The organism is Bacillus sp. DNRA2, assembly GCF_012843265.1.
Taxonomy (GTDB): domain Bacteria; phylum Bacillota; class Bacilli; order Bacillales; family Cytobacillaceae; genus Bacillus_BU.
This window is the reverse complement of the sequence record NZ_JABAIT010000024.1, coordinates 1-25,740: the sequence shown is the minus strand read 5'-3', so window position 1 is coordinate 25,740 and position 25,740 is coordinate 1. Positions and strand designations below refer to the sequence as shown.

General features: G+C 42.0%; 24 protein-coding genes and 21 tRNA genes. 8 read left to right on the top strand and 37 right to left on the bottom strand.

Features of this window, described 5'->3' with window-relative positions; genetic code table 11:
• Positions 1-68 precede the first annotated feature (68 nt).
• Both ytkD and HHO41_RS17820 read right to left on the bottom strand, forming a co-directional pair.
• On the bottom strand, positions 69-557 hold the full coding sequence (gene ytkD / locus HHO41_RS17825; protein WP_169101150.1) for an RNA deprotection pyrophosphohydrolase: 489 nt from the start codon (positions 555-557) through the stop codon (positions 69-71).
• Positions 558-626: 69 nt separating this feature from the next.
• On the bottom strand, positions 627-959 hold the full coding sequence (locus HHO41_RS17820; protein ID WP_169101148.1) for a hydrolase: 333 nt from the start codon (positions 957-959) through the stop codon (positions 627-629).
• A 247-nt stretch (positions 960-1,206) separates the two neighbouring features.
• Here HHO41_RS17820 and HHO41_RS17815 point away from each other — a divergent pair, with 247 nt between their 5' ends.
• On the top strand, positions 1,207-1,467 hold the full coding sequence (locus HHO41_RS17815) for a DUF6154 family protein (protein ID WP_169101146.1): 261 nt from the start codon (positions 1,207-1,209) through the stop codon (positions 1,465-1,467).
• 57 nt (positions 1,468-1,524) lie between these two features.
• On the opposite strand, the gene HHO41_RS17810 is transcribed toward HHO41_RS17815, so the two are convergent.
• On the bottom strand, positions 1,525-1,962 hold the full coding sequence (locus HHO41_RS17810; RefSeq protein ID WP_169101143.1) for a Dps family protein: 438 nt from the start codon (positions 1,960-1,962) through the stop codon (positions 1,525-1,527).
• 127 nt (positions 1,963-2,089) lie between these two features.
• Here HHO41_RS17810 and ytzI point away from each other — a divergent pair, with 127 nt between their 5' ends.
• Positions 2,090-2,254 (top strand): YtzI protein, encoded by a 165-nt coding sequence (gene ytzI, locus HHO41_RS17805; protein WP_169101141.1) that lies wholly within the window; start codon positions 2,090-2,092, stop codon positions 2,252-2,254.
• A 277-nt stretch (positions 2,255-2,531) separates the two neighbouring features.
• On the opposite strand, the gene HHO41_RS17800 is transcribed toward ytzI, so the two are convergent.
• Complete coding sequence (locus tag HHO41_RS17800) at positions 2,532-3,005, bottom strand: S-ribosylhomocysteine lyase (RefSeq protein ID WP_169101139.1); 474 nt, start codon at positions 3,003-3,005, stop codon at positions 2,532-2,534.
• Between the two features lie 115 nt (positions 3,006-3,120).
• On the opposite strand from HHO41_RS17800, the gene yidD reads away from it, so the two are divergent.
• Positions 3,121-3,372: a membrane protein insertion efficiency factor YidD gene (gene yidD, locus HHO41_RS17795; protein WP_169101137.1), complete on the top strand. Its 252-nt coding sequence runs from the start codon at positions 3,121-3,123 to the stop codon at positions 3,370-3,372.
• A gap of 3 nt (positions 3,373-3,375) precedes the next feature.
• On the opposite strand, the gene HHO41_RS17790 is transcribed toward yidD, so the two are convergent.
• Complete coding sequence (locus HHO41_RS17790; RefSeq protein WP_169101135.1) at positions 3,376-3,945, bottom strand: beta-class carbonic anhydrase; 570 nt, start codon at positions 3,943-3,945, stop codon at positions 3,376-3,378.
• A gap of 245 nt (positions 3,946-4,190) precedes the next feature.
• Between HHO41_RS17790 and HHO41_RS17785 the strand changes: the two genes are divergently transcribed.
• Positions 4,191-5,159: a metal ABC transporter solute-binding protein, Zn/Mn family gene (locus HHO41_RS17785; RefSeq protein WP_169101133.1), complete on the top strand. Its 969-nt coding sequence runs from the start codon at positions 4,191-4,193 to the stop codon at positions 5,157-5,159.
• A gap of 138 nt (positions 5,160-5,297) precedes the next feature.
• Positions 5,298-5,465 carry a DUF1540 domain-containing protein gene (locus tag HHO41_RS17780; protein WP_169101123.1) on the top strand — a complete coding sequence of 56 codons (168 nt, stop codon included), beginning with the start codon at positions 5,298-5,300 and terminating at the stop codon, positions 5,463-5,465.
• Between the two features lie 64 nt (positions 5,466-5,529).
• On the opposite strand, the gene menC is transcribed toward HHO41_RS17780, so the two are convergent.
• The 6 genes from menC to HHO41_RS17750 form a co-directional block, all read right to left on the bottom strand.
• The gene (gene menC, locus HHO41_RS17775; protein WP_169101121.1) at positions 5,530-6,642 is read right to left on the bottom strand and encodes an o-succinylbenzoate synthase; all 1,113 of its coding nucleotides are present in this window, start codon (positions 6,640-6,642) and stop codon (positions 5,530-5,532) included.
• A complete protein-coding gene (locus HHO41_RS17770) occupies positions 6,639-8,150 on the bottom strand; it encodes an o-succinylbenzoate--CoA ligase (RefSeq protein ID WP_348981317.1) in 1,512 nt (503 codons plus the stop codon). The genes menC and HHO41_RS17770 overlap by 4 nt, the downstream gene beginning before the upstream one ends.
• 379 nt (positions 8,151-8,529) lie before the next feature.
• Positions 8,530-9,348: a 1,4-dihydroxy-2-naphthoyl-CoA synthase gene (menB, locus tag HHO41_RS17765; protein WP_169101119.1), complete on the bottom strand. Its 819-nt coding sequence runs from the start codon at positions 9,346-9,348 to the stop codon at positions 8,530-8,532.
• Complete coding sequence (gene menH, locus HHO41_RS17760; RefSeq protein ID WP_248278524.1) at positions 9,349-10,194, bottom strand: 2-succinyl-6-hydroxy-2,4-cyclohexadiene-1-carboxylate synthase; 846 nt, start codon at positions 10,192-10,194, stop codon at positions 9,349-9,351. It lies immediately after the preceding gene.
• Positions 10,170-11,924: a 2-succinyl-5-enolpyruvyl-6-hydroxy-3-cyclohexene-1-carboxylic-acid synthase gene (gene menD / locus HHO41_RS17755; RefSeq protein WP_169101117.1), complete on the bottom strand. Its 1,755-nt coding sequence runs from the start codon at positions 11,922-11,924 to the stop codon at positions 10,170-10,172. The genes menH and menD overlap by 25 nt, the downstream gene beginning before the upstream one ends.
• Before the next feature lie 2 nt (positions 11,925-11,926).
• Positions 11,927-13,327, bottom strand: coding sequence for an isochorismate synthase (locus HHO41_RS17750; RefSeq protein WP_169101217.1), 1,401 nt, complete (start codon positions 13,325-13,327; stop codon positions 11,927-11,929).
• Between the two features lie 404 nt (positions 13,328-13,731).
• Between HHO41_RS17750 and HHO41_RS17745 the strand changes: the two genes are divergently transcribed.
• Positions 13,732-14,667, top strand: a complete 936-nt coding sequence (locus tag HHO41_RS17745) for a 1,4-dihydroxy-2-naphthoate polyprenyltransferase (RefSeq protein WP_169101115.1) — start codon at positions 13,732-13,734, stop codon at positions 14,665-14,667.
• 67 nt (positions 14,668-14,734) lie between these two features.
• Here the strand turns inward: HHO41_RS17745 and HHO41_RS17740 are convergent, their stop codons facing one another.
• From HHO41_RS17740 to glgB, 5 genes are read right to left on the bottom strand one after another with little or no spacing between them, the layout of a single operon-like run.
• Positions 14,735-17,131 (bottom strand): glycogen/starch/alpha-glucan phosphorylase, encoded by a 2,397-nt coding sequence (locus HHO41_RS17740; protein WP_169101113.1) that lies wholly within the window; start codon positions 17,129-17,131, stop codon positions 14,735-14,737.
• Positions 17,121-18,575, bottom strand: a complete 1,455-nt coding sequence (gene glgA, locus HHO41_RS17735) for a glycogen synthase GlgA (protein WP_169101111.1) — start codon at positions 18,573-18,575, stop codon at positions 17,121-17,123. Before glgA ends, HHO41_RS17740 begins: the two co-directional genes overlap by 11 nt.
• On the bottom strand, positions 18,572-19,594 hold the full coding sequence (locus HHO41_RS17730) for a GlgC family sugar phosphate nucleotidyltransferase (RefSeq protein ID WP_169101109.1): 1,023 nt from the start codon (positions 19,592-19,594) through the stop codon (positions 18,572-18,574). Before HHO41_RS17730 ends, glgA begins: the two co-directional genes overlap by 4 nt.
• Before the next feature lie 56 nt (positions 19,595-19,650).
• Positions 19,651-20,829, bottom strand: a complete 1,179-nt coding sequence (locus HHO41_RS17725; protein WP_169101107.1) for a glucose-1-phosphate adenylyltransferase — start codon at positions 20,827-20,829, stop codon at positions 19,651-19,653.
• Entirely contained in the window at positions 20,771-22,717 is a 1,947-nt protein-coding gene (gene glgB / locus HHO41_RS17720) for a 1,4-alpha-glucan branching protein GlgB (protein ID WP_169101105.1), read from the bottom strand. Before glgB ends, HHO41_RS17725 begins: the two co-directional genes overlap by 59 nt.
• Positions 22,718-22,927: 210 nt before the next feature.
• On the opposite strand from glgB, the gene HHO41_RS17715 reads away from it, so the two are divergent.
• Both HHO41_RS17715 and HHO41_RS17710 read left to right on the top strand, forming a co-directional pair.
• Positions 22,928-23,119, top strand: a complete 192-nt coding sequence (locus tag HHO41_RS17715) for a hypothetical protein (RefSeq protein ID WP_169101103.1) — start codon at positions 22,928-22,930, stop codon at positions 23,117-23,119.
• A gap of 120 nt (positions 23,120-23,239) precedes the next feature.
• Positions 23,240-23,383, top strand: a complete 144-nt coding sequence (locus HHO41_RS17710) for a hypothetical protein (RefSeq protein ID WP_169101101.1) — start codon at positions 23,240-23,242, stop codon at positions 23,381-23,383.
• A gap of 431 nt (positions 23,384-23,814) precedes the next feature.
• Here HHO41_RS17710 and HHO41_RS17705 read toward each other — a convergent pair.
• The 21 genes from HHO41_RS17705 to HHO41_RS17605 form a co-directional block, all read right to left on the bottom strand.
• Positions 23,815-23,886 (bottom strand) — tRNA-Glu (locus HHO41_RS17705).
• An 8-nt stretch (positions 23,887-23,894) separates the two neighbouring features.
• Positions 23,895-23,985, bottom strand: a tRNA-Ser gene (locus HHO41_RS17700).
• A gap of 7 nt (positions 23,986-23,992) precedes the next feature.
• Positions 23,993-24,067 (bottom strand) — tRNA-Asn (locus HHO41_RS17695).
• Between the two features lie 23 nt (positions 24,068-24,090).
• Positions 24,091-24,164: transfer RNA gene (locus HHO41_RS17690), tRNA-Ile, on the bottom strand.
• Between the two features lie 5 nt (positions 24,165-24,169).
• A tRNA-Gly gene (locus HHO41_RS17685) sits at positions 24,170-24,243 on the bottom strand.
• Positions 24,244-24,254: 11 nt separating this feature from the next.
• A tRNA-His gene (locus HHO41_RS17680) sits at positions 24,255-24,330 on the bottom strand.
• 33 nt (positions 24,331-24,363) lie between these two features.
• Positions 24,364-24,436: transfer RNA gene (locus HHO41_RS17675), tRNA-Phe, on the bottom strand.
• Positions 24,437-24,441: 5 nt separating this feature from the next.
• Positions 24,442-24,518 (bottom strand) — tRNA-Asp (locus HHO41_RS17670).
• Positions 24,519-24,525: 7 nt separating this feature from the next.
• Positions 24,526-24,599, bottom strand: a tRNA-Met gene (locus HHO41_RS17665).
• Positions 24,600-24,633: 34 nt separating this feature from the next.
• A tRNA-Ser gene (locus HHO41_RS17660) sits at positions 24,634-24,726 on the bottom strand.
• A gap of 16 nt (positions 24,727-24,742) precedes the next feature.
• A tRNA-Ile gene (locus HHO41_RS17655) sits at positions 24,743-24,819 on the bottom strand.
• Positions 24,820-24,833: 14 nt separating this feature from the next.
• Positions 24,834-24,910: transfer RNA gene (locus HHO41_RS17650), tRNA-Met, on the bottom strand.
• A 23-nt stretch (positions 24,911-24,933) separates the two neighbouring features.
• A tRNA-Ala gene (locus tag HHO41_RS17645) sits at positions 24,934-25,009 on the bottom strand.
• 15 nt (positions 25,010-25,024) lie between these two features.
• Positions 25,025-25,101, bottom strand: a tRNA-Pro gene (locus HHO41_RS17640).
• A 15-nt stretch (positions 25,102-25,116) separates the two neighbouring features.
• Positions 25,117-25,193: transfer RNA gene (locus HHO41_RS17635), tRNA-Arg, on the bottom strand.
• A gap of 10 nt (positions 25,194-25,203) precedes the next feature.
• A tRNA-Leu gene (locus tag HHO41_RS17630) sits at positions 25,204-25,292 on the bottom strand.
• A gap of 8 nt (positions 25,293-25,300) precedes the next feature.
• Positions 25,301-25,375, bottom strand: a tRNA-Gly gene (locus tag HHO41_RS17625).
• Positions 25,376-25,385: 10 nt separating this feature from the next.
• Positions 25,386-25,470, bottom strand: a tRNA-Leu gene (locus tag HHO41_RS17620).
• Positions 25,471-25,482: 12 nt separating this feature from the next.
• Positions 25,483-25,558: transfer RNA gene (locus tag HHO41_RS17615), tRNA-Lys, on the bottom strand.
• A gap of 7 nt (positions 25,559-25,565) precedes the next feature.
• Positions 25,566-25,641 (bottom strand) — tRNA-Thr (locus HHO41_RS17610).
• Position 25,642: 1 nt separating this feature from the next.
• A tRNA-Val gene (locus HHO41_RS17605) sits at positions 25,643-25,718 on the bottom strand.
• Between the last annotated feature and the right edge of the window lie 22 nt (positions 25,719-25,740).

The window sequence follows — 25,740 nt, the reverse complement described above, 5'->3', positions numbered from 1 at the left end:
CAGGCACAAGACGAGCCCCTAGGCGCTTGCGCTAGACACTATTTGCTTGAGTCAACCTTTCTTTGTACTTAGCGGGTATGATGTACCTGTCCTTCAAGCTGTGCTAGGCGCTCTAGGCTTTTTTTTACGACATCATCCTTCATAATAAAGCTATATTTCGCCTGAAACCTAGCCTCAAGAAGATTGCCCGTTTCAAACACCGGGCCGTCAGTCTCTAAATAATCCTCTTTATCAACCAATTCCTTGACGATTCCATAAAAAATCGTTTTGACAAATTTGCTTTTGCCATTTGAAACTTGATATTCACCGAGTGGAAAACAGCCTTCCAACACCCCACCGGTTTCTTCAAAAACCTCGCGAAGAGCTGCTTGTTCAGGTGTTTCTCCCACTTCAATTTTCCCCCCTGGAAATTCCCAACCCCGAACTGAATGCGAGGTTAATAACCATTTATCACGATAACGGCAAATCACCAAGACATGTCCGCTTTTTTGTTCAAATACATTCTGGTTAAAGGCAAGCTGCACGGTACAGCCATGCTCATCTAAAAATTGCTCCAATTCCGCTCCCCCCGCTCTTGTCTCTCTTTCCCTATTTTACAATAGGTCAGCGCTACGGGGAAATTTTGCTTACTGCAAATTAGGAACAACACCAATCGAGCGAATATGCTGCTTCGCTTCCTCATCACCCAACTCATAAATCATTTTATAGATTTGTACAAGCGTTTCGTCATAAGCATCATTTTCCCGGTCATAATGGTATTGCACATACGGTACATGAGCTCTGATAAAGCTTTGCCATTCAGTTGAATAATTTTGATCAAAGTATTCGCGTAACTTCGTAATTTCATCGTCATCCGCTTCAATTTTAAAATCCCAAGGTGAATCAGTGGCTGTTTTCATAATTTGTCCACTGGCAAGAGCAATATAATAGGGTTTTTTGGTTTGATCCAATCGTGTCATCCCCTTTTATTCTGTTGCTCTTCGTTTCCCACAGTTTCGCCAGAATTATTCGTACTAAAGTCCTGTTTTTAGTATATTAAGGAAAATCTTTGACATTTTGAGCTACATAACTAACACTTCTGAATGATTTTGGGGTAAACTGAAAATATAAAAAATTCAGGAACGAATAAATCCTCTCGTAAGTGGGATTTAATAAGTAAGGCAAACATAAAATGATTAATACTATTGATGAAGTGGAGGTGTGACTATGAAGTTAGTGGATGAATTATTTGAATTATACCGTGACAAGCTTACTGGAGACGATGAAGATATCGACATGCTTGCCTTTGCTATTTTAGAGGAAATGAGCCGCGAAGACCTGCTGCATCTCATTCAGGAATTATCAACTCAAGAACTACATACCGTGATTGGCGTCTATCTGATTGAGAGTTTGCGTGAAAAATTTGCGCAGCAAGAATACGGCCAACACCGTCCACAAACAATCGTATCATCTCGAAATATTCATTAAATCATACATAAAGCTGGCCATAAGCGCCAGCTTCTTTATTTTTTATCAGGTTGTTTGTTATCCCAAAAATGCTTGAAGCATCCACATTGACTTGCGAAGGCTTGTTTGAATTCCAAGGAGAATATCTGCCGTTCCTTGATCGTTCGCATCCTCAGCCAACTGGATCACTCCATTTATTTCATTCACGATTGTATTAAAATCAGTATGGATTGTCTTTACCATCGCTGTTTCGTCCTCACCACCAGCAGATTCTTGAATAGAAGCCAAATCCAAGCACTGTTTGATTGTTCCGATTGGGGACCCGCCAACTGCTAAAATTCTTTCCGCTAATTCATCAATATACCCGGCTGCTTCATCATAAAACGCTTCAAACTTTTCATGGAGCGTAAAAAAATGCTGCCCTTTAATGTTCCAATGATAATTATGAAGTTTCACGTAAAGAACAGTCCAGTTAGCTATTTGTTTATTGACTTCATTAATGACATTTGTTGACATATTATCAACCTCCCGAGACCTATTTTGCCCGGATGCTGAAAATTAACTCAGGTCTTTTTTGGCATAGAAACTTTCTCAAAAATTAAAATTTTGTGATAAGATAGTAGGTGTAAGGGAGGGGAAGATTTTGACGGTTGTAATGATTATTTCGGTTATTATAGTATTCGCAGTAGTATTATTAGCGGTTTTAACAACGGGGAAAGCCTATAACTATAAACATACAATTGATGAACTACCACCGATTGATGAAAGCAGTAATGGTGATTCACAAAAACCAGGGACTGACCTTTAATTTAGGTGTTCTGTATTTATAAGATATACATGCATGATATGCGGAATTGCACAGCGGACATAGGATTCGCTATTTTAATCAAAAATGTTGTTTTCGGCTTTTAGCGGACATCAGATACCTTATTTGGCTTGAAGATTGCTAATATCTTTGATTTTTTGGTCAATAACGCACTATATGTCCGAAAAATTTTCAAAAATAGCTTTTTTATAAAAATAACGCACTATATGTCCGAAAAAACGCATGGCTCCACGATCGAGAGCCATGCGTTTTAATATTTCTATGCAAATACTTCTTTTAGATTGTTTTTATCGTGGTCGAGCCAGAAGCGCATTAGCTTTTTCGCGCCTTCTAAATCATGAAGCTTCGCTTGACCGCATTGTCTTTCGTTAGCAGCAGGAATTTCGGTAATTTCTACCGCTTCTTTCATTGTGTCCTCAAGCAAATCGATAATTTCTTCAACAGTTGGCTCTCCGCTAATAACTAAATAGTATCCAGTTTGGCAGCCCATAGGAGAAATATCGATAATATCGAAATGGTCATATTTGTCTGCATGCTTACGAATATTAAAAGCAAGTAAATGCTCCAACGTATGAATAGCATCCGGCTTCATTGCCTGCTTGTTTGGCTGACAAAAGCGAATATCAAATTTATTTACAACTCCGTCACTACCCACTTTATGAACACCACAGTGTCTCACATACGGAGCAACAACAGCATTATGGTCCAAATCAAAGCTTTCTACTGATGGCATGTTAACACTCCTTTATTAATGTTTTTTTGCATCCTGCAATCACAATTTTAGACGAATCAGGAAATTTATGCTACCGTTTATTTAAATTAAGTACTTATTTGAAAGGATGCCTAAAATGCTTACTAAGGTTTTTATGAAGTTGATTCGTTTTTATCAGGTCGTTATTTCGCCGTTAAAGCCGCCTACATGCCGCTTTTATCCAACATGTTCACATTACGGATTTGAAGCTATTAAACGATTTGGAGCTCTTCGTGGTGGATGGTTAACAATTAAGCGGATATCAAAATGCCACCCTTTACATCCCGGAGGCTTAGATTTTGTTCCGGAGGAATGGCCCTCAAAAAAGAAAAAGCATCAGCATGAATAATGATTATTCTTCCATTTCGTAGCCGTTTTCAATTAGATCCAGTTTCCCGGTGGTTGGGTCGATGACTAAACCATGAACGGAAACCTCAGTTGGTAACAGTGGATGGTTTCTGATAACATTCACACTATGTGTTACGCTGTCTCGCACATTATCAAAGCCCTTTAACCAGTTCTTAACATCAATGCCGGAATAAGCAAGTGTATTGATGGTTTCCTCTTTTACGCCACGTGCTATCATTTTTTCAATAATTGGGTCTGCCTTTAAGCCGGCCATCCCGCAATCATAGTGCCCAATGACTAAAACTTCCTCAGCCTGCAATTCATAAATTGCCACTAAAATGCTCCGCATTACACTTCCAAATGGATGCGTTAAGAGCGCTCCTGCATCCTTAACAATTTTAACATCACCATTCCCTAGGTTTAATGCCTTAGGTAGCAATTCAAGAAGTCTTGTGTCCATACATGTTAAAATTACCATATGCTTATTAGGAAATTTTGTTGTAAGGTAAGCCTCATACTTTTTTTCCGCAACAAATTGCTCGTTGTAATCTAGAATTTCATTTAGTAATTTCATCTCTATATTTCTCCCCTATACTTTGTCGTAATTTGTCCGTATGTATAGAATACTCATTTTTTACTAATGTGACAAATTTATTGTTGCAATTTTTGCATAAATTTTGTAAGATTACAAAAGACAAATCGTAATGATTACGAATTACGGCAGACAATTCATATTAATCTAGCAATTAAGAAAGATTGGTGCTGAGCTTATCGAAACATGAGAAGCATGTTTTTTTGTAAGGGGAAGGGTGATACAAGTTGAAGAAAACATTATTAATTTTTATTACATTGATCATGTCACTGAGCCTATTTTTAGTTGGCTGTAGCAATGATCAAGAAAATGGGGCGAAGAAACAGAAAGATAAGATTACAGTCTATACGACTGTTTATCCATTACAATTTTTTACGGAGCAAATTGGGGGAGAATTTGTAACGGTAGATACTATTTATCCACCTGGTGCTGATGAACATACATTTGATCCAACCCAAAAGGACATGATGAAGCTCGTTGATGCGGACGTGTTTTTCTATATTGGCTTAGGTTTAGAGGGATTTGTTAATAAAGCAAAAGAAACCTTAAAAAATGAAGATGTTAAAATGATTGCCACAACTGAGAATATTAAACTGGAAGATACGGCTACAACTCATGCAGCTGAGGCAACTTCCGAGGAAGACGTTCACGAAGATGAAGATGAACATGGTCACACTGTCGACCCTCATGTGTGGTTAGATCCTCTTTATGCAAAAGAACTGGCTCTTTCCATTAAAGATGCATTAGTTGCCCAAATGCCTGCACAAAAAGAAACGTTTGAGGAAAATTATCAAGCACTAACTGCGGATCTCGATGAGCTTGATGCTTCTTTTGCAAAAACGGTTGAATCAGCGAATAAGAAAGAAATTCTTGTTTCTCACGCAGCTTACGGCTACTGGGAAAAACGCTACGGGATTAAACAAATTAGCATCTCTGGCTTGACTACAACAAATGAGCCTTCCCAGAAAAAACTGGAAGAAATCATTAACACGGCAAAAGCACACAATATTAAGTATATGCTGTTTGAACAAAACGTATCCTCAAAATTAGCGAAGGTCGTTGAAAAGGAACTTGGTGCAAAACCACTAACCTTGCACAACCTATCAACACTAACCCAAAAAAACATCAACAACAAAGACAACTACTTAACCATCATGGAACAAAACATCAAAACACTTGAAAAAGCACTTCACTAATTTAAAGCGCTGGGGGACAGTCCCCCAGCGCTTTACTGTGTTAAAGTGTTTGGGAGGCTAACCGATTTTTGACAAGGATAGGAACTGACGTTTTTTCACATTATAGTCTTGTACCTTTATTACAAGGAGTGATTCAGGATGGCTCAAGACGTTTTATGTGATGTTAGCAATTGTCAGTTCTGGAAAGAAGGTAATCGCTGTGCCGCACAACAAATTTATGTTGTAAGCGAAAGCGGCGAAATGGCGAACAACAGCTCAGGAACGAATTGTAAAACGTTTATCCCGAATGATGAGCTTTCAATTTAACCTAGTTAACCCTAGGTTATTTTAGGTACACATAAATGGACCAGGCTCACTTGCCTGGTCCTAATTATAATCGCACTGTTTCCTTATGAAGTGTTGCCTTCATAAGGCTCTGTTCATTTATCGCAAAGCCTATACCAACTCCGGTAGGCATGCTAATGCGACCATGGTTAACGACAACCTCAGGCGTGATAATATCCTCATCCCAATATCGGCTCGAAGCAGAAATATCTCCTGCTATCGTAAAACCAGGGAGCGCTGCCAAAGCAATATTATGCGCTCTGGAAACACCAAACTCAATCATTCCGCCAACCCACACAGCAATCCCCTTTTCCACAGCCAAATCGTGAATGCGTTTAGAACTCTGCAATCCGCCTACGCGGCCGATTTTCAAATTAATCACCTGACAGCTTCCCATTTCAATCGCATTTCGGGCATCCTCAAAAGTGACGATGCTCTCATCCAAACAGATTGGCGTACGGATTTGCTGCTGCAGCATGGCATGCTCGATGATATCATCATGGGCCAGCGGCTGTTCGATCATTAACAAATCAAAAGAGTCTAAAGCCTTGAGCCGCTCAACATCCTTGTCCCTTAGTGAATAGGCAGAGTTGGCATCCGCCATCAGCGCTAAATCGGGGTAACGGTTTCGAATCGGTTCAATGATCTCAACATCATGCCCCGGACTAATTTTCAACTTTACTCTTTTGTAGCCCGATTCCAAGTACCCTTCAATTTGTCGATATGCCTCATCTAATGAACTCGTCGCAACCACAACTCCAGATGGAATGTCCGTTTGTGTTCCACCCAAAAGCTTAGATAGCGGCACCCCCTGTTGCTTAGCAAACAAATCCCAGTAAGCTGTCTCCAAACCAGCTTTCGCCATTTGATTACGCCTAAATTTATCCAATAATGGTGTAACCTGATTAGGATGGTTCACTGGGTTATTTTTTAAAAGAGGAATGAAAAAGTCCTTGATCATGTGGTATGCGGTCTTTACCGTTTCCTCGGTATACCATGGCGATGAAAAAGCAACGACCTCACCATACCCTTTCAAACCATCAGAATCAGTAAGCTCAACAATGATGGATTCTCGGTCAACCACCGTCTCCAGATGAGTTGAAAACGGATGTTTTAACGGCTTAGAGATTATGTACAATGTGAAGCTTTGAATATTCATACCTCATCATCTCCCCGCTCCAACTGCTCCCGAAGGCTTCGTCTCATTAATTTATTTGACGCATTGCGTGGCAGCGAATCCGTAAACATAATTTTCTTTGGAATTTTATAATTAGCTATTTTTTGCTGACAATAAGCTAATAGTTCCGCTTCCGTTACTGCCTTACCCGCTTCACGCACAACAAAGGCAACCGGGACCTGGCCCCACTTTTCATCATCCACTCCAACCACTCCAGCCTCAGCGATAGCCTCATGTGAAAGCAGCACCCCTTCAATTTCCGCAGGATAAATATTTTCCCCACCGGAAATAATCAAATCAGCGCGGCGGTCAAGCACATATAAGAAGCCCTCTTCATCGACATAGCCGATATCGCCAGTATGGAGCCAGCTATCACAAATTTTTTCAGCCGTTTCCGTTTCACGGTACAAATAGCCAGGAGTGACATTGGGTCCCTTCACAACAATTTCGCCTTCTTCGTTTGCTGACAATTCCAGGCCATCACGATTCACAATTTTCAACTGAGCCGGAAATAATGGCTTACCAGCAGAGCCCAACTTCCGGATACTGTCTACCGGGGAAAGTGTCACAATCTGCGAGGCCGTCTCAGTCATACCGTACGTTTGGAAAACAGGGATGCCGCTGTTTTTACAACTATCTAATAAAGATAAGGACGCCGGTCCACCCCCGAGTAACATACAGCGAAACTGCTCCGATAGACGCTCACTTCCTAACTCCTTCACAATTCGCGAAAGCGATGCCGCAACGACTGACATAATTGTTACCTGGTAAGTGCGAATATCATCAATAACCTTCCGTTCGTTAAAACCATCATGAAGCAAAATTGGCATCCCATAGACAACGCTACGGATCAAAATCGAATACCCACTAATATGAAATAGCGGCATATTGCAAAGCCAAATATCCTTATCGGTCAATCCGAGATTTAACACCGAACCAATCGCACTCCACCAATGATTCCCATACGTTTGGATAACTCCCTTTGGAAACCCGGTTGTCCCAGACGTATACATAATCGAACAAACCTCATCTAAAATGAATTCCTCACGCAAATCTGTTTCAATGTTAGGCTGCTCGAGTGAAAGCAATTGCTGCTTTGTCCAGATTTGATAGCTTGGTTGCTTGGCGTTTAGCAAATCTAGTGTAGTTGAGAACTGGTCCTCGCTTATTAAGCTGGTGCACTTCGAATCCTCAAGCTGCCAGGCAAGCTCCTCTCCGGTCAGCCGATTATTCAAAATAACAGCCGTTGCTCCAAGCATCTGCAATGCGTAAAAAATAATGACAGTATCATAATGATTCCTAAGTAATACGCCAACAAAATCACCATGCTTGATCGAGATTGCGGCCAATTTTTTAGACATATCTATTGCCCTATTGTATGTATCCTGAAATGTTAGTGTTTCATTTTCAAATATAAGGGCAGGTCTCTCCGGAGTAAGAAAAGCACGCTTTTTAAGCCAATTAGGAATTTGCTGTGGAAGTGACATCATTTTTCACCTTCTTTAATGTATAACTAATAATGTTCTTGGTTAATAACATTCTTGTGTTTGTTTTACCGTCTTGTCCTTAAGGCTTTCTTCTTGCGGACACTTTGACTCATTTTCTTTTGAGTTTTGTCCTCAAGACCCTCTCTTGCGGACACTTTGACTCATTTTCTTTTGAGTTTTGTCCTCAAGACCCTTTCTTGCGGACACTTTGACTCATTTTCTTTTGAGTTTTGTCCTCAAGACCCTCTCTTGCGGACACTTTGACTCATTTTCTAACCCGATTTGTCCTTATAGGAAGTTTCGCGCACGCACGCACCCAATTATCTAATTCCTTCAAAAAAACAGCTTGATGGCGTCCATCAAGCTGTCCTGTTTGTTCAAATCAAGGGAATCTTGGAAACTTACCGAAGTCTGGTTGGCGTTTTTCTTTGAACGCATCGCGGCCTTCTTTTGCTTCATCAGTTGTATAATAAAGCAACGTCGCGTCACCAGCGAATTGCTGAATACCAGCTAAACCATCAGTATCAGCATTAAATGCTGCTTTCAAGAAACGAAGCGCTGTAGGGCTCATTGAAAGCATTTCCTCACACCACTTAACCGTTTCTTCTTCAACTTGGGCAAGCGGAACCACTGTATTAACAAGCCCCATGTCCAATGCTTCCTGCGCATTGTACTGACGGCATAAGTACCAAATTTCGCGAGCCTTCTTATGACCAACGATACGAGCTAAATAGCCTGAGCCATAACCAGCGTCAAAGCTACCTACCTTCGGACCTGTTTGACCAAATTTAGCATTGTCAGCAGCAATTGTTAAATCACAAACGATATGTAATACATGACCGCCACCAATTGCATAACCTCTAACCATTGCTACAACTGGCTTAGGAATTACGCGGATTAAGCGCTGAAGGTCAAGTACGTTTAAACGTGGAATTTTGTCATCGCCAACATAGCCGCCATGTCCGCGAACCTTTTGGTCTCCACCAGAACAGAATGCATCATCACCTGCTCCTGTTAAAATAATGACGCCAACCTCGCTGTCATCACGAGCTTCTGCGAATGCATCGATTAATTCCATTACCGTTTTAGGACGGAACGCATTGCGTACTTCTGGACGGTTAATCGTAATTTTGGCAATGCCATTGTATGTTTCATATAGAATGTCTTCGTATTGTTTACGGGCTACCCATTCAACTGCCATTTACATTTCCTCCTTATTATGTAGTTTTAAAAACCCACTTACTATTGTACCAAATTTTTCTGGTTGTTCCACATGAATTGCATGTCCACACTGATCTACGACAACCCATTTGCTATTTTTCACCAAATCAACCATTTCACTCGCAATTTGGCAAAACTTTTTGTCAAGCTCACCAGTTATTAGCAAAACCTCACATGATAGCTGCCCTAGTGCCTCCCAACATGAACTTTGGGCGCCGGTTCCCATTCCGAGTAAGCTCCCGGATAAACCTGCCACAGAGTTTGCCAAGCGCTGTTTGCGAGTTTGCTCTCGCACCTCTCTAGGAATTAGCAATTGCGATGCAAACAGCGGGATTCTTTCCCAATAATTCACAAAGCTTTCGATACCCTCTGTTCGGATCATTTCAGCAAGTTTCGCATCATTTTCTCTCCTGAGAGCACGCTCTGCTTCAGTTTTTAATCCTGGCGAAGCACTTTCAAGCACTAGCTTTCGGACTCGTTCCGGGTGTGTGACCGCAAACGATAACGCCAAACGGCCGCCCATCGAGTAACCAAGAAAATCTACTTGATCAAATCCCAACTTCTCAAGCAGCGCAGCCAAATCGTGTACGGCAAAATCCATCCCATATCGCGAGAAATCCACAGGTGACTCTGTTTCACCGTGACCGATAATATCAATCATAATCACCTTGGAATGCTCTGACCATTGACCGCTTAACGAGCGCCAATTCTCTCCGGATCCTGTAAATCCATGCAAGACGACAAGCGGATAGCCTTCCCCAACAGTTTCAACATGGTACCTGAGTCCGTTTACCTCGAGGTTCATAACGCTTTGCCCTGTAGCCATTTTTCTATTTCCTGGGAAACATTTTTCCACAAATCTCGATGCTCTTTTAGATTGCTATCACGATTTGTTGTGATTTCATATACATGGAGACCAGCTCCTTCACGGTTGTCCACAAGCGCCCCGGCTAAATGATCCCAATCCTCGACATTCGCATATTCGCCACCATACATCTTCACAGCATGGCTAAAATCAAGATCGGCAGGTGTTCCGAACAATAATTCAAAATGCTTTGGATGATTGGACTGCGGTAAAAACGAGAAGATCCCGCCACCATTATTATTAATCACAATGACATTAAATGGTATTTTGTGCATTTTAGAAGCAATCAACCCATTCAAATCATGGAACAACGTTAAATCTCCAAGGATTAAATAGAAAGGCTGGTGCACAATCGCTGCCCCTAATGCCGTTGAGACAACTCCATCAATTCCATTCGCACCACGATTGGCCATGACACGAATGTTCTTTTCATTGTTATGGAAAAATGAATCCAAATCTCGAATTGGCATACTGTTGCCGACAAAGACAGTCGCGTTCTCTGGCAACATTTCAGCCAATCGATAAAACAACTTTGCTTCACTAAGCTTCGTTTCATCATTGACCCGAGCAAGATGTTGCTTGGTTATCTCATTTAGCCCTGTCCAATCTATCAAATAATCTGAGTCCTGGCGCCCTGCAACAATTGGCAAAACAGCCTTACACAGCAATGCTTCATCACAATAAATCATTTCAGAAGTAATCGCATTCGGGTCACGCCAGCCGCCACCACCGTCTATCACATAATGTGTCGCTTCACTGTTTTCTTTTAAGAAAATCGTCAACGCCTTCGAAACAGGCATTGCCCCAAAACGAATCACGATATTAGGTGTTAAGAAATCCTTCGCCATTGCATTTCGCAAAAATGTATCATATGTATCAATCATTACATTTTTATTATGTTGACCACTCCGCAATTGCGATAGTGGATCAGCTAAAATCGGAAATTGTAGCTTTTCACTAAGCGTAATTACTGCGTCAGCAAAATCAGGATGATCAATTGGTCCACAAACAATCACTCCTTTAGCGTCAGCAGACCATTCCTGTGCCAATCTCTCAAACTCAGACTGCGGCAGTGTTAATTCACCAGTGCGAATTTTAATAGAACCTTTCGGCCGTCTATATTTTTCAAATAACTCCGGATTATCCAAAAGCGGAATTAATGGTTCACGGAATGGAAAATTCAAATGGACCGGACCAGCTGGTGACATTTGTGTAGTGGCAATCGCCCTTGCACACACGGTTTCGGCGTAGCGGATGATTTCAGTTGTGGCCTCTGGTAGTGCCATTTCAACGAACCATTTCACATGGTTCCCGTATAAATGAATTTGATCAATTGCCTGTGGTGCCCCAACATCACGCAACTCATGAGGGCGATCAGCTGTTAGCACAAGCAATGGTACCCGTGAAATATTGGCTTCAACGACCGCCGGAAAGTAATTGGCAGCAGCAGTTCCGGAAGTACAAAGAAGCGCCACAGTTTTACGCGACGCTTTGGCAATTCCTAATGCAAAAAATCCTGCTGATCGTTCATCAATTTGAATATGTACGCGAAGGCCGGGATGCTCGGCCATCATCAACGCTAGTGGAGTCGAACGCGAACCAGGACTGACGACTACATCAGTCACGCCTGATTGAACGAGCTCTCCAACAAATGCTGCTAAATATGCAGTAAGTGATTCCTGGTGATTCATTTTCATTCTCCTCCAAGCGCAGTTAGCATCGGACGTAACTTAATGTTTGTCTCTAAATACTCACTTTCAGAATCTGAATCGGCTACAACGCCGCAGCCAGCAAATAAGGACGCTTCATTTCCTTGAATTAAACCAGAGCGAATTGCAACGGCAAATTCACCATTGCCACGGTAGTCAAGCCAGCCAATTGGACCAGCATAAAAACCACGATCAAGCAATTCAACCTCACGGATTTTCTCAACCGCTTCTTTCTTTGGTAAACCGCCTAGTGCCGGGGTCGGATGAAGACGTTCCACGATTTGAAGTAGCGAAGTCCCAGCATCGGTTTTCGCGATAACTGGTGTATATAAATGCTGAATATCGCGCATTTTCATCAATTGCGGCTGATCAGGTAAAATCACTTCCGTGCATACCTCACTCATCGCTTCTTTAATCATTTCAACCACATACTGGTGTTCAATCAGGTTTTTATGATCATTCAAAATATCAGTTCCTAATACGTTATCTTCTTCAAGCGTTTTGCCCCGTTTAATCGAGCCTGCTAAACAGGTTGTAAACACATCATTTCCGTTCTTTTTTAACAAGCGTTCTGGTGATGCACCAACAAAGCAATCGCCCTCGGATTCAAACGCAAAAATAAAGCTTTCGGACTGCTCACGGAACAAGTTCTCGAGCACCTTTTCAACCTGGACTGGCTCATTAAAGTGCAATCTTAGCTCGCGGGCAAGAACGACTTTTTTCAATGGGCCTTCCTTTAATTCATTTACAATTGCATCGACTGTTTTTTTCCAAGCTTCTGGCTGTACTTCCTCTGTACGCACAAGTTGACTTTCATCAAAAGAAAAAGAACGATTGTCCTTAAGCAATAACCGTTCCCGCTCTTGCCAAATTTGTTCCACCATGGATGGGTCATCATCTTGAGTACAAAGAATATTTGTTGTTAAGTATGCTTGTCCGTCAATAATCGAAAGCATATACTTTGGAATGTGAAATAGTGAATTTGAATAATTAGACCAAAGCGCGGTTTTTATTTTTAAAGGATCAAAGGAGAATCCACCAAACAATGTTGGACCAACTCCATTAACTGAAAATGGATTAAAGATAATCGAATGATCAATAAAGCGCTTCCACTCTGATTGAATATAATGAAAACGATGCTCGGTCTGATCTGTTTCAAATTGCTGACAAATCCCTAAACCAACTAAAAAGCTTTGGCTTGAAGCATCTTTCCAAAAAAAGCGCTCACCAAAGTATTTTTCACTACCAGAAAAGAAAAATGACAGGGGTTCGATAGGATCAATTTTTTGAACTTCACTAACTAATACAGGTAAAGTTAAAGTCTTGGCCTTTGAAATCGCTTCGAAGATCCGCGTCTTTAACTCCGAATGTAAGATTACCAAAATAATCCCCCCAATAACAGCAAAAAGCCTGTTATCCTTTCATTTTAAGCTCTTTATAAGATACCCCTTTTTAAAAAACGTGTCAATAATTGGCGTCACAGCGAATCCTAGTATTTTCCTTATTATTATATCGATTCACTTAAACTATACAATTTGTACACATGTTATCTAAATACTGTTGATTTCAGCGAAGTGCGTCTTTATCCAATCAACATTTTTTGTAGAAAAACATCCTTCCTCCCAATAATATCATCCTTTTATTATTGTTTTCCAATTTGATGATATGAATTGACACTTTAGTGGTGATTTTCTACACTAAGGATAAGTGCTCCTTTGACAGTCTTCGATTTTTTCAGTAAAATAATAAAGTTTGATTCTACATTTTTCGCGGGAGGAGCGTCTAATATATGCAACCACAAATGCAAAATACTAAATCATCATCGGTTGTTAAACGGACTAGATGGGGTGTTTGGTGGCAACTCACTCGACCACATACATTAACAGCAGCATTTGTGCCAGTTCTGCTCGGAACGGCGTTAGCAATGCCGCATACAGATATTCATATTGGACTTTTTGTAGCAATGCTACTAGCTTGCTTGCTTATCCAAGCTGCTACCAATATGTTTAATGAATACTATGATTTTAAACGAGGCTTAGATACCGCAGAATCAGTGGGCATTGGCGGGGCAATTGTTCGCGAAGGAATAGAAGCCAAAACTGTCCTATATATCGCACTAGCTTTATACGGAATTTCCTTATTACTTGGCGTATACATTTGTGCTGGCACTAGCTGGTGGTTAGCTTTGATTGGTTCTGTATCGATGCTAATGGGATACTTATACACAGGCGGACCGCTTCCGATTGCCTATACTCCACTAGGTGAACTATTTGCAGGCTTTTTCATGGGATGCTTAATTGTCCTCATTTCTTATTTTATTCAAACAGGTAATGTCTCAGAAACTGCCATTCTTGTATCCATTCCAATTACCATTTTAGTTGGTGCAATTCTAATGGCCAATAACATCCGCGATTTAGATGGAGATAAAGAATTTGGTCGTAAAACGTTAGCGATTTTATTAGGAAGAAAAGGGGCCATATTATTCCTAGCTGGAATGTTTATTATTTCTTATGCTTGGGTATTCGTCCTTATTTTCTTAAAAGTTGTATCACCATGGTTAGCAATCGTCGTGTTAAGCTCACCTAAGCCGTTAAAGGCAATCAGCGGCTTCTTTAAAAATAATATGCCGTTACAAATGATGCCGGCGATGAAGGCAACTGCACAAACGAACACAATCTTTGGATTCTTGCTATCAATTGGATTATTTATCTCGTATTTATTATAAGAAACGCAAAAGCGGCTCAGGACAATATCCCAGCCGCTTTTTTATCGTAACTACTTTTCAACCCACATTACCCTCGATTAATTTTCCAAATGTCATCGGCATATTCTTGAATCGTCCGGTCACTTGAGAAATACCCCGAGCCAGCAATATTAAGCAAGCTCATTTTATTCCATAAATCACGGTCCCTGAACTTTCTTTCCACTTCCTTATGCACGGAAACGTAGGAATCAAAGTCTCTTAACACAAAATATTGATCATTTTGAATCAGCAAGGAATCGTAGATTGGTTCAAACTCATCATCTACATCAGGGAAGAAGCCATTCGTCAGCTGGTCAATTACCTGACGAATCTTTTTGTCATGATGATAATATTCCATTGAATGGTAGCCGCCATTTTGATAGAAATGGAGCACTTCCTCGGCCGTTAATCCAAAAATAAAGATATTATCGTCTCCGACCTTTTCTTTAATCTCCACATTGGCGCCATCAAGTGTCCCTACTGTTACTGCACCATTCATCATCAACTTCATATTCCCGGTGCCCGAAGCTTCCTTACTGGCTGTAGAAATCTGTTCACTGACGTCAGCTGCAGGGAACAATTCCTCCGCAACAGAGACACGGTAATTTTCAAGGAAAACCACCTTTAGCATATCGTTCACTTCGTGGTCCCCGTTAATCCTGTCGGCAACGGTATTAATCAGCTTAATGATTTTCTTAGCATAATAGTAACCAGGTGAGGCCTTGGCACCGAAAATGAACGTGCGCGGATACATATTAAAGCTCGGGTCCTCTTTCAACCGATTATACAAATGCATGATGTGTAGCACATTCAACAGCTGTCGCTTATAGGCATGAAGCCGTTTCACGTGAACATCAAAAATCGAATGTGGATCGATGCTAATCCCTGTTTGCTCGAACACCCGCTCAGAAAAACGCTGCTTGTTCTCCTGCTTTACTTGGCGCAATTGATCCAGAAAACCACGATCATCTTGATATTCCTTCAATTTAGCCAAATGCTGCGGGGCATGCACCCAATCTGAGCCAATCGCACTCGTAATCAAGTTGGATAGCTTCGGATTTGATTTTAACAACCAACGGCGATGGGTAATGCCGTTCGTCTTATTATTAAACTTGTCCGGAAAAATTTGATAGAACAGATTCATTTCGCGATTTTTTAAAATATCGGTATGAATTTGCGCCACTCCATTGATGCTGAAGCTCCCCACTAAGGCTAAGTGGGCCATTTTCACTTCATCATGCGAAATAATCGTCATGTTATTGATGCGGTCCCAATCGCCCGGATAAAGCGCCCATAAATCCTCACAGAAGCGGCGATTGATTTCCTCAATAATCATATAAATCCGTGGCAAAAGCGGCTTAAACAAGCGGACTGGCCATTTTTCCAATGCCTCTGACAGCGTCGTATGGTTCGTGTATGAAATCGTTCTCGTCGTAATGTCCCACGCATCTTCCCAGCTCAGCTTTTCCTCATCAAGCAGAATTCGCATCATTTCTGGAATAGCCATCACCGGATGAGTATCATTGATATGTATCGCAATCCGATCGGGCAACTCCGTAAGCGGTCGATGCGTAGCCCGAAAGCCACGGATAATCGTCCGAACGCTAGCTGACACAAGTAAATACTGTTGCTTCAGCCTAAGAATCTTACCTTCATCATGAGTATCATCAGGATAGAGAAATTCCGAGATCGCTTCAGTTTCCCGCTTATACTTCATCACATCTCGGTAAAATGGATAAGGTGACGGCTCGGCACTCCAAAGACGAAGTGTATTGACCGTTTCCGTTTCATAACCGATTACCGGTAAATCATAAGGTACAGCAGTCACCACTTCAGCATTGATGTGGCGGAAACAAAGCCGATTATTCTCATCATTATAGGCCTCTATTTCACCCCAAAATGGCACTTCCACGGCTAAGTCATTCTTGCGTACCTCCCAAACTTGTCCGTATCGAAGCCATTGTTCAGGCAGTTCAACCTGGTAGCCATCGACAAACTTTTGTTCGAACAAGCCGTGACGATAGCGGATCCCACAGCCATGACCCGGAAGATTCAATGACGCTAACGAATCAAGAAAGCAGGCAGCCAAGCGGCCTAGCCCGCCATTTCCCAAGCCTGCATCAGACTCAATCTCTTCTAATTCAGTTAAATCAACGCCAAGCTCCTGCAAACCGCTTTCCACTAATTCTTCAATCCCTAAATTCATTAAATTATGGCGGAGCAAGCGGCCGAGCAAGAATTCAATTGAAAGATAATATACCTGCTTTTGATTACTGAGCCGGTACTTCTCCTTCGTATGAATCCAGTTTGAGCTGACATATTCGCGAATCATGTGCCCTAGCGTTAGAAAATGATCACTTTTTGAGCTTTCCTTAAACGGTTTACCACACATCATCTCAAGCCGCTTCAAAAAAGCATGCTGAAATTCCTGCTTATTAGAAAACATGGCTTTCACTCCTTGATATGAGTTCGGAATAAAGCCGATTGTATTGAAATGCTGATTGCGCCCAGCTAAAGTCCATTTCCATCGTCGTCTTCACTAATTTTCGCCAAACTGTTTTTTCATAATGATAGAATGTCAATGCGCGACGCAATGTGTACAGCATATCGTGAGCATTGAAGTTGGTGAACGTAAATCCATTCCCTTTATCCGACCATTCATCATATGCTTGTACCGTGTCATTTAGACCGCCCGTTTCCCGAACGACCGGGATGCTTCCGTAACGCATCGCAATCATTTGCCCAAGCCCACATGGTTCAAATTTTGACGGCATTAAAAACAAGTCAGAACCCGCATAGAGCTGATGGGCCCATTCTTCATTAAAGCCGATTGTCACCCGAACTTGATCAGGATAGCGATGTTCCATTTCCCGGAAGAACCATTCAAATTCCAAATCTCCAGTCCCTAGTACCACCATTTGAATTTGTTCCGCCATCATATCATGAAATACCCGCTTCACAAGATCAAGTCCCTTTTGTGATGTTAATCGGGTAATCATCGCCACTATCGGAATATCATCATTCTCTGGCAAACCGAGCGTTTTTTGGATATAGCGCTTATTCTCAAGCTTCTTATTAAGTGACTGAACATCATAGGTTTGATGAATCAATGAATCATTGGCTGGATTGTAAAACTCATCATCAATTCCGTTTAAGATTCCTTTTAAATCGGATTTCCGCTTGCGCAATAGTCCATCTAGCTTTTCACCAAAGTAGGCTGTTTGAATTTCATCAAGATATGTTGGACTTACAGTTGTGATCATGTCCGCCGACACGAGGCCGGCTTTCATGAAATTGATATTTCCAAAAAACTCTAAATGATCCTGATTAAAATATTTACTGTGAATTCCTAGCAAATCATCAAGTGTTTCTTTCGGGAAAACCCCTTGAAACATCAAATTATGAATCGTAAAAATCGTCCGAATGAATTCATAGCCTGGTTTTCGATAATATTCTACACGGTACAAGAATGGAATCATTCCTGTATGCCAGTCGTGGCAATGGATAATATCCGGGGAAAAATTCAAGTGGGCAATCGCGTCGAGGACTGCTCGATTAAAAAAGGCAAATCTTTCTCCATCATCGAAATATCCATATAAACCATCACGCTTAAAATAATACTCATTGTCTACAAAATAGTAGGTGACTCCATCAAGCTTAAGCTCCATAATTCCACAATATTGGTTTCGCCAACCAACTTTCACCGTAAAATCAGTTACCTTTTTCATTTTCTGCTTATATTTTTGCCCAATCATTCCATAGTTAGGAAGGATCACGCGTATATCAGTTCCTTGATTCACTAATTCCTTCGGCAAAGAACCAGCAACATCAGCCAATCCGCCCGATTTTATAAATGGAATACACTCAGAGACTGCAAACAAAATTTTCACGAATTCATCAGAGCTCCTTGAACCGTATCCTTGCGAAGAATTCGCGGCGAATCTAGTGAAACGCGAATCTTTCTTCCAGACTCAATCATTACATCTTTATCAAGAATGACATTTTCCAAAATGCAATCATCCTCAATCACACATTTTTGTAAAATGATACTGTTTTTGATGACGGTATTTTTCCCAATCTTTACGCCTCTAGCGATAATGCTATTTTCAATTTTTCCATCAATTTGGCAGCCGTTGGCAATCATTGAATTTTGAATGGAGGCATCTTTAGCATACAATGTTGGCGGTTCATCCATGACCTTTGTAAAGATCGGCTGATCCTTCTGGAAAAAGTTTTTCCAAATAGCTGGCTGTAAAAACTCTATGCTCGTTGCAAAATATTTTTTCACGGAATCAATCATCACCGCATAATCTTTAAACTGGTAATAACAAACCTTATAATTATGAGCCAATGAGTTCACCACATCGTTCATGGAAGTAAACCCAGTCTGGTTATGATTTTCCAACAGTTCAATTAACAATGATGTCTTCAATACATACATATCAAGCGATTTGCCATCATGACGAAGCTCTGTAATATCGCAGTCCGCTTCAATATGCGATTCCAAAATAGCGCGGAAATCAATATTGGCAACAGTAAAGCAATTGGCCACTAACGTATATTCCTGTGAGCAACGCTTGAAAAAGCTAAGATTAGCTGCAAATTGATCAAACGAGTTCCCTCCGTTCGGAACGTCTAACAGCTGTGGTGGAAATAAGAACAAGCCATCCCGCTTGCGATTTAAATCCCAATTTCTCCCGGACCCAAGATGATCCATGAGCGAGCGATATTGATATTTCGGGAAAAGTGCGACACTCTTAATCCCCGAATTCACCATGCTCGATAAAATAAAGTCGATTAAGCGGTAGCGGCCCGCAAACGGAACAGCTGCCAATGATCGATCGACGATTAGCTCCTCTAGCTCCCCTTTATAAGTTGCATCAATTACTCCCAATATTCTCTTCTTCAACGCTGAAAACCCCCTATATTTTTCTTCGCGAATAACTGTCTCTCCTATTTAACTAACTAACCAATCTTTTTATTCAGCGTTGTCTCTGATTGAATTTCTATGTCCGAAAGCATTTCCTCTGATACTAAAATAATTCCCTCTGGGTCCTCTGTTCCACGAATTACCGCACCATCCGGAATCGTAATTCCCTCAGGAATAATCGCCTTCTCAATGTAAACATTTCTACCAATGACCGCATCTGGCATGATCACTGATTCACGAACTACAGCACCGGCTTCAATCGTAACGCCTTGGAAAATAACAGAGCGTTCAACGTCACCCTCAACCGTGCAGCCTTCATTAATCATCGAGCCCAATACTGAAGCTTGCGGAGAAATGTATTGCGGTGGCTGGTTCGGATTGACAGAATAAATGCGCCAGGATGGATCAAATAGATTCAATTCACACTTTTCATCTAATAAATCCATATTAGCTTCCCATAGACTACGGACAGTACCTACATCCTTCCAGTAACCCTTGAACGGATAAGCAACCAACTTCTTCTCTTCGTCTAGTAATGTAGGAATGATATCCTTTCCAAAATCATGACTGGACTGCGGATTATCATTATCCTTAATTAAATACTCTTTTAAGACTTTCCAATTAAAGATGTAAACCCCCATGGATGCCAAATTACTCTTTGGATATGATGGCTTTTCTTCAAATTCAGTAATGCTCATATCATCTGTTGCGTTCATGATACCAAATCGGTTTGCTTCATCCCATGGAACTTCAATGACCGAAATGGTCACATCGGCGTCTTTCTCTTTATGGAAATCTAGCATGGCTTCGTAATTCATTTTATAAATATGGTCACCTGAAAGAATTAACACGTACTCAGGGTCATATTGGGTTAAATAATTAATATTTTGATAGATAGCACTTGCTGTACCGGAATACCATTTCACTTCGGACGTTTCTGCATATGGTGGCAGCACGGTTACGCCACCGTTTCTTCTATCTAAATCCCACGCACTTCCAATTCCAATATAAGAATTTAATAAAAGCGGCTGATATTGGGTCAAAACACCTACCGTATCAATCCCTGAATTTGTACAATTACTAAGAGCAAAATCAATAATTCGATACTTTCCTCCAAATGGTACTGCTGGCTTTGCAATATCCTTTGTTAAGGAATTAAGCCTGCTTCCCTTTCCTCCTGCCAACAGCATGGCGACGCACTTTTTCTTTGCCATTTTCCTCCAGCTCCTTTCTTTGTTTTACAGGGCGTAATACACTGATTCCAAACGGAGGAATCGTCATCTCAACCTGATATGGTCTTCCGTGGAATGGTTCATTTATTGCTTTTAATACTTTTTTATTAACATTATTAGCACCGCCGAACTCTTCAGCGTCACTATTAATAATTTCTCGATAGCTCCCTGCCTTTGGGACCCCAATTTTGTAATTTTCGTATGGATACTCACTGAAGTTGCACACCACAACTAAAAATTCATCGGGACTTGTGCCTTTACGTATGAACGAAAATACCGATTGATCATTATTATTTACATCAATCCATTCAAACCCCTCATACGTATGATCAAGCTCATAAAAAGGCTTAGAACGTTTATATAGTTTTAACAACTGTTTCCAATAGTCATTCATTTTAACATGCATCTCATAGTCAAATAAGTTCCAGTCTAGCTGTTCCTTATCCTTCCATTCTGAAAACTGACCAAATTCTGTTCCCATAAACAATAGCTTTTTTCCAGGATGGGCCATCATATAACCCAACAATAATCTTAATTGTGCGAACTTCCGCCAATAATCCCCAGGCATTTTATTCAGAAGAGATTTTTTTCCATGTACTACCTCATCATGTGAAAAAGGAAGTATGAAGTTTTCTGAAAAGGCATATAGAAATGAAAATGTAACCTTATTGTGCTTCGTAGAACGATACTCCGGCTCTGTCTCCATATAGCTCAACATGTCATTCATCCAGCCCATATTCCATTTATAGCTGAAGCCGAGCCCACCATGTTCAGCCGGTACCGTTACTTGGGGCCAATCCGTGGAATCTTCCGCAATCATCATTACTGTAGGATCCTGTTTGTTAACAATCTGATTTAAATGCTTAAGAAAATCGAGTCCAAAGGTGTTAACATGTTGACCATCCGAATTAGGCCAGAATATGATGTTCGATACCGCATCAACCCTAAATCCATCAATATGGTAATAATTCATCCAGAACAGCGCATTAGAAATTAAAAAGCTATGAACTTCTCTCTTTCCTAAATCAAAATTAGCAGTGCCCCACACATGATTTTCACGGTCGTGCATGGCCTTGTATTCATAGGCAAAATCCCCATCGAAGCAATACAGCCCATGTGCATCCTTACAAAAATGCCCTGGCACCCAATCGAGAATAACACCTATCCCATGCTGGTGACATTGATCGACAAAATACATAAAATCATGTGGAGTGCCATAGCGACTCGTTAATGAATAATACCCTACACCTTGATAACCCCAGGAGATATCGAGCGGGTGTTCAACGAGTGGTAAAAGCTCCACGTGGGTAAATCCCCCATCAATCACATAGGGAATTAACTCATCAGCCAATTCTTTATAGTTAAGAAAGCTTCCATCGTCCTTTTTCTTCCACGAACCTGCATGGACTTCATAAATCACCATTGGATCATTAGCCACATTTTTTCTAGCCTTTTTCCGCTTCCATGCCTGGTCGTGCCATTTGTAGCCCTCAAGGTTGTAAACAACTGATGCTGTACGTGGTCTCAATTCCGAATAGAAACTATATGGGTCAGCCTTCAGCAGTTTTCCCCCAGTTTGCGAAATTATTTCAAACTTATATAGACAGCCCTCCAGGTTTCCCTCGAGAACGAGCACCCAAACTCCCTCTTTATTTAACTTATGTAAGGAATACCCCATTCCATTCCAATTATTAAAATCGCCAACAAGATTTACCTCCTTGGCATGTGGCGCCCACAAACAAAATCTAGTGAACTGTCTACCATCTTCCTCAAAGATGTGCGCACCAAATAATTGATAGCTTTCATACAATGTCCCTGCATGATAAAGATATAATTCAAACTCAGTAGGTAATAATGTTTTCACTGTCATTTGACACCCCGCCACTTCTTATTTACTTGGCCTATCTAAAACTATACTCCCATACGCATTATTATCACAGCGATAATTTTCCAAATATTAAGACAGTATCTGTTGTTTTATGATACATAACGGGATGATTCACTCTCATTTGCTCTAATTCGACATATTTTATTTGTTTATTTGACAAAATAATCATGATTAAAAAGGAGGTCTATTAAAATGAAAGCGCAACCAGGAAAAAGGCTAGAGGACAAGGAAGAGAAGGTTCCTCTCTTTGATGCACCAGATGGAAAAATACTAGCGACAGGTGATATGTTTCGAGGTCCCTCTACAGGATTTACTTCGGATCTCGACTTAAATAATCCTGGTGAAAACTTACCACCCGAAGATATAGAACAGGAGTTGAGGTAGTTGCATTATGAAGTAATTTTGTTATTTTAAAATAGTTATTTTAAGGTTTTTGGTGGGGGATTTGGAATTGCGTTTATTATGTTTTGGATGGATAGGGTTTTAATTGAAGGGCATTATACTTTGGCGCTTTGGTTACCGTTTTGCTTGATTTTTGGGGGAGCGGGCACCATTCGGGGGCTATCGTTACCGGTTGGGCGATTTTTGCTGGGTGTTGGGCACCATTCGGGGGCTATCGTTACCGGTTGGGCGATTTTTGCTGGATAGTGGGCACGATTCGGGGGTTATCGTTACCGGTTGGGCGATTTTTGCTGGATAGCGGGCACGATTCGGGAGTTATCGTTACCGGTCGAGTGATTTTTGCTGGTTAGCGGACACGATTCGGGGGTTATCGTTACCGGTTGGGCGGTTTTTGCTGGGTGTTGGGCACGATTCGGGGGCTATCGTTACCGGTTGGGCGATTTTTGCTGGATGGCGGGCACGATTCGGGGAGTATCGTTACCGTTTTCGCGATTTTTGCTGGATGGTGGGCACGATTCGAAGGCTATCGTTACCAGTTGGGCGATATTTGCTGGATCACGGGCGCCCATTCACTCGATTCGATAATCCATCCCCTTTCTTTCCTCAAACTAGATTAGCAAACATCTAAAAATACAAAACAAAAAAGCTATTAACTAAAAAGTTAATAGCTTTTCCTATGACCCCTACGGGATTCGAACCCGTGTTACCGCCGTGAAAGGGCGGTGTCTTAACCGCTTGACCAAGGGGCCAACATATCTGGCGGAGAAGGAGGGATTTGAACCCTCGCGCCGGTTACCCGACCTACACCCTTAGCAGGGGCGCCTCTTCAGCCTCTTGAGTACTTCCCCAAATAAATGGCTCCGCAGGTAGGACTCGAACCTACGACCGATCGGTTAACAGCCGATTGCTCTACCACTGAGCTACTGCGGAACAATAAAAATTAAAATAGAAAATGGGCCTAAATGGACTCGAACCATCGACCTCACGCTTATCAGGCGTGCGCTCTAACCAGCTGAGCTATAGGCCCATAAATGGAGCGGGTGATGGGAATCGAACCCACAACAACAGCTTGGAAGGCTGTGGTTTTACCACTAAACTACACCCGCAAATATTTAAATGGGGCGACTGATGGGAATCGAACCCACGAATGCCTGAACCACAATCAGGTGCGTTAACCACTTCGCCACAATCGCCATAATGTAAATCATTATTAAATATGATAAAGGTGGCTCAGGACGGAATCGAACCGCCGACACATGGATTTTCAGTCCATTGCTCTACCGACTGAGCTACTGAGCCATAAATGGCGGTCCGGACGGGACTCGAACCCGCGACCTCCTGCGTGACAGGCAGGCATTCTAACCAACTGAACTACCGGACCATTATGATTGCGGGGGCAGGATTTGAACCTGCGACCTTCGGGTTATGAGCCCGACGAGCTACCGGGCTGCTCCACCCCGCGACGGTAAAAATAAATATTAACTTAAGGATAAAAATGGCGGAGGAAGAGGGATTCGAACCCCCGCGCGGTTTAACCCGCCTGTCGGTTTTCAAGACCGATCCCTTCAGCCGGACTTGGGTATTCCTCCGCGATAAAAATATTAATGGTGGACCTTGTAGGACTCGAACCTACGACCGGACGGTTATGAGCCGTCTGCTCTAACCAGCTGAGCTAAAGGTCCTAAGTTTTGTGTTTTGGTAGCGGCGGAGGGGATCGAACCCCCGACCTTACGGGTATGAACCGTACGCTCTAGCCAGCTGAGCTACACCGCCATAATGTTATAAGAAATTGGAAATGGTGGAGCCTAGCGGGATCGAACCGCTGACCTCCTGCGTGCAAAGCAGGCGCTCTCCCAGCTGAGCTAAGGCCCCATAAAGAAGTGTGAATGGTCGGGAAGACAGGATTCGAACCTGCGACCCCTTGGTCCCAAACCAAGTGCTCTACCAAGCTGAGCTACTTCCCGTTATTGAAATTAATATGGCGCGCCCGAAAGGAGTCGAACCCATAACCTTCTGATCCGTAGTCAGACGCTCTATCCAATTGAGCTACGGGCGCATATTAAAAATGGTGCCGAGGACCGGAATCGAACCGGTACGGTAGTCACCTACCGCAGGATTTTAAGTCCTGTGCGTCTGCCAGTTCCGCCACCCCGGCATAAAATCTGGAGCGGAAGACGGGATTCGAACCCGCGACCCCCACCTTGGCAAGGTGGTGTTCTACCACTGAACTACTTCCGCGAAAATTAAATGGTGCGGGTGAAGGGAGTCGAACCCCCACGCCTTGCGGCGCTAGATCCTAAGTCTAGTGCGTCTGCCAATTCCGCCACACCCGCGTATTTAATTAATGGTGAGCCATGAAGGACTCGAACCTTCGACCCTCTGATTAAAAGTCAGATGCTCTACCAACTGAGCTAATGGCTCGAAAAAATGGTGCCGGCTAGAGGACTTGAACCCCCAACCTACTGATTACAAGTCAGTTGCTCTACCAATTGAGCTAAACCGGCATGGTGGAGGATGACGGGCTCGAACCGCCGACCCTCTGCTTGTAAGGCAGATGCTCTCCCAGCTGAGCTAATCCTCCATTTTAAAACAGCCCGGCAGCG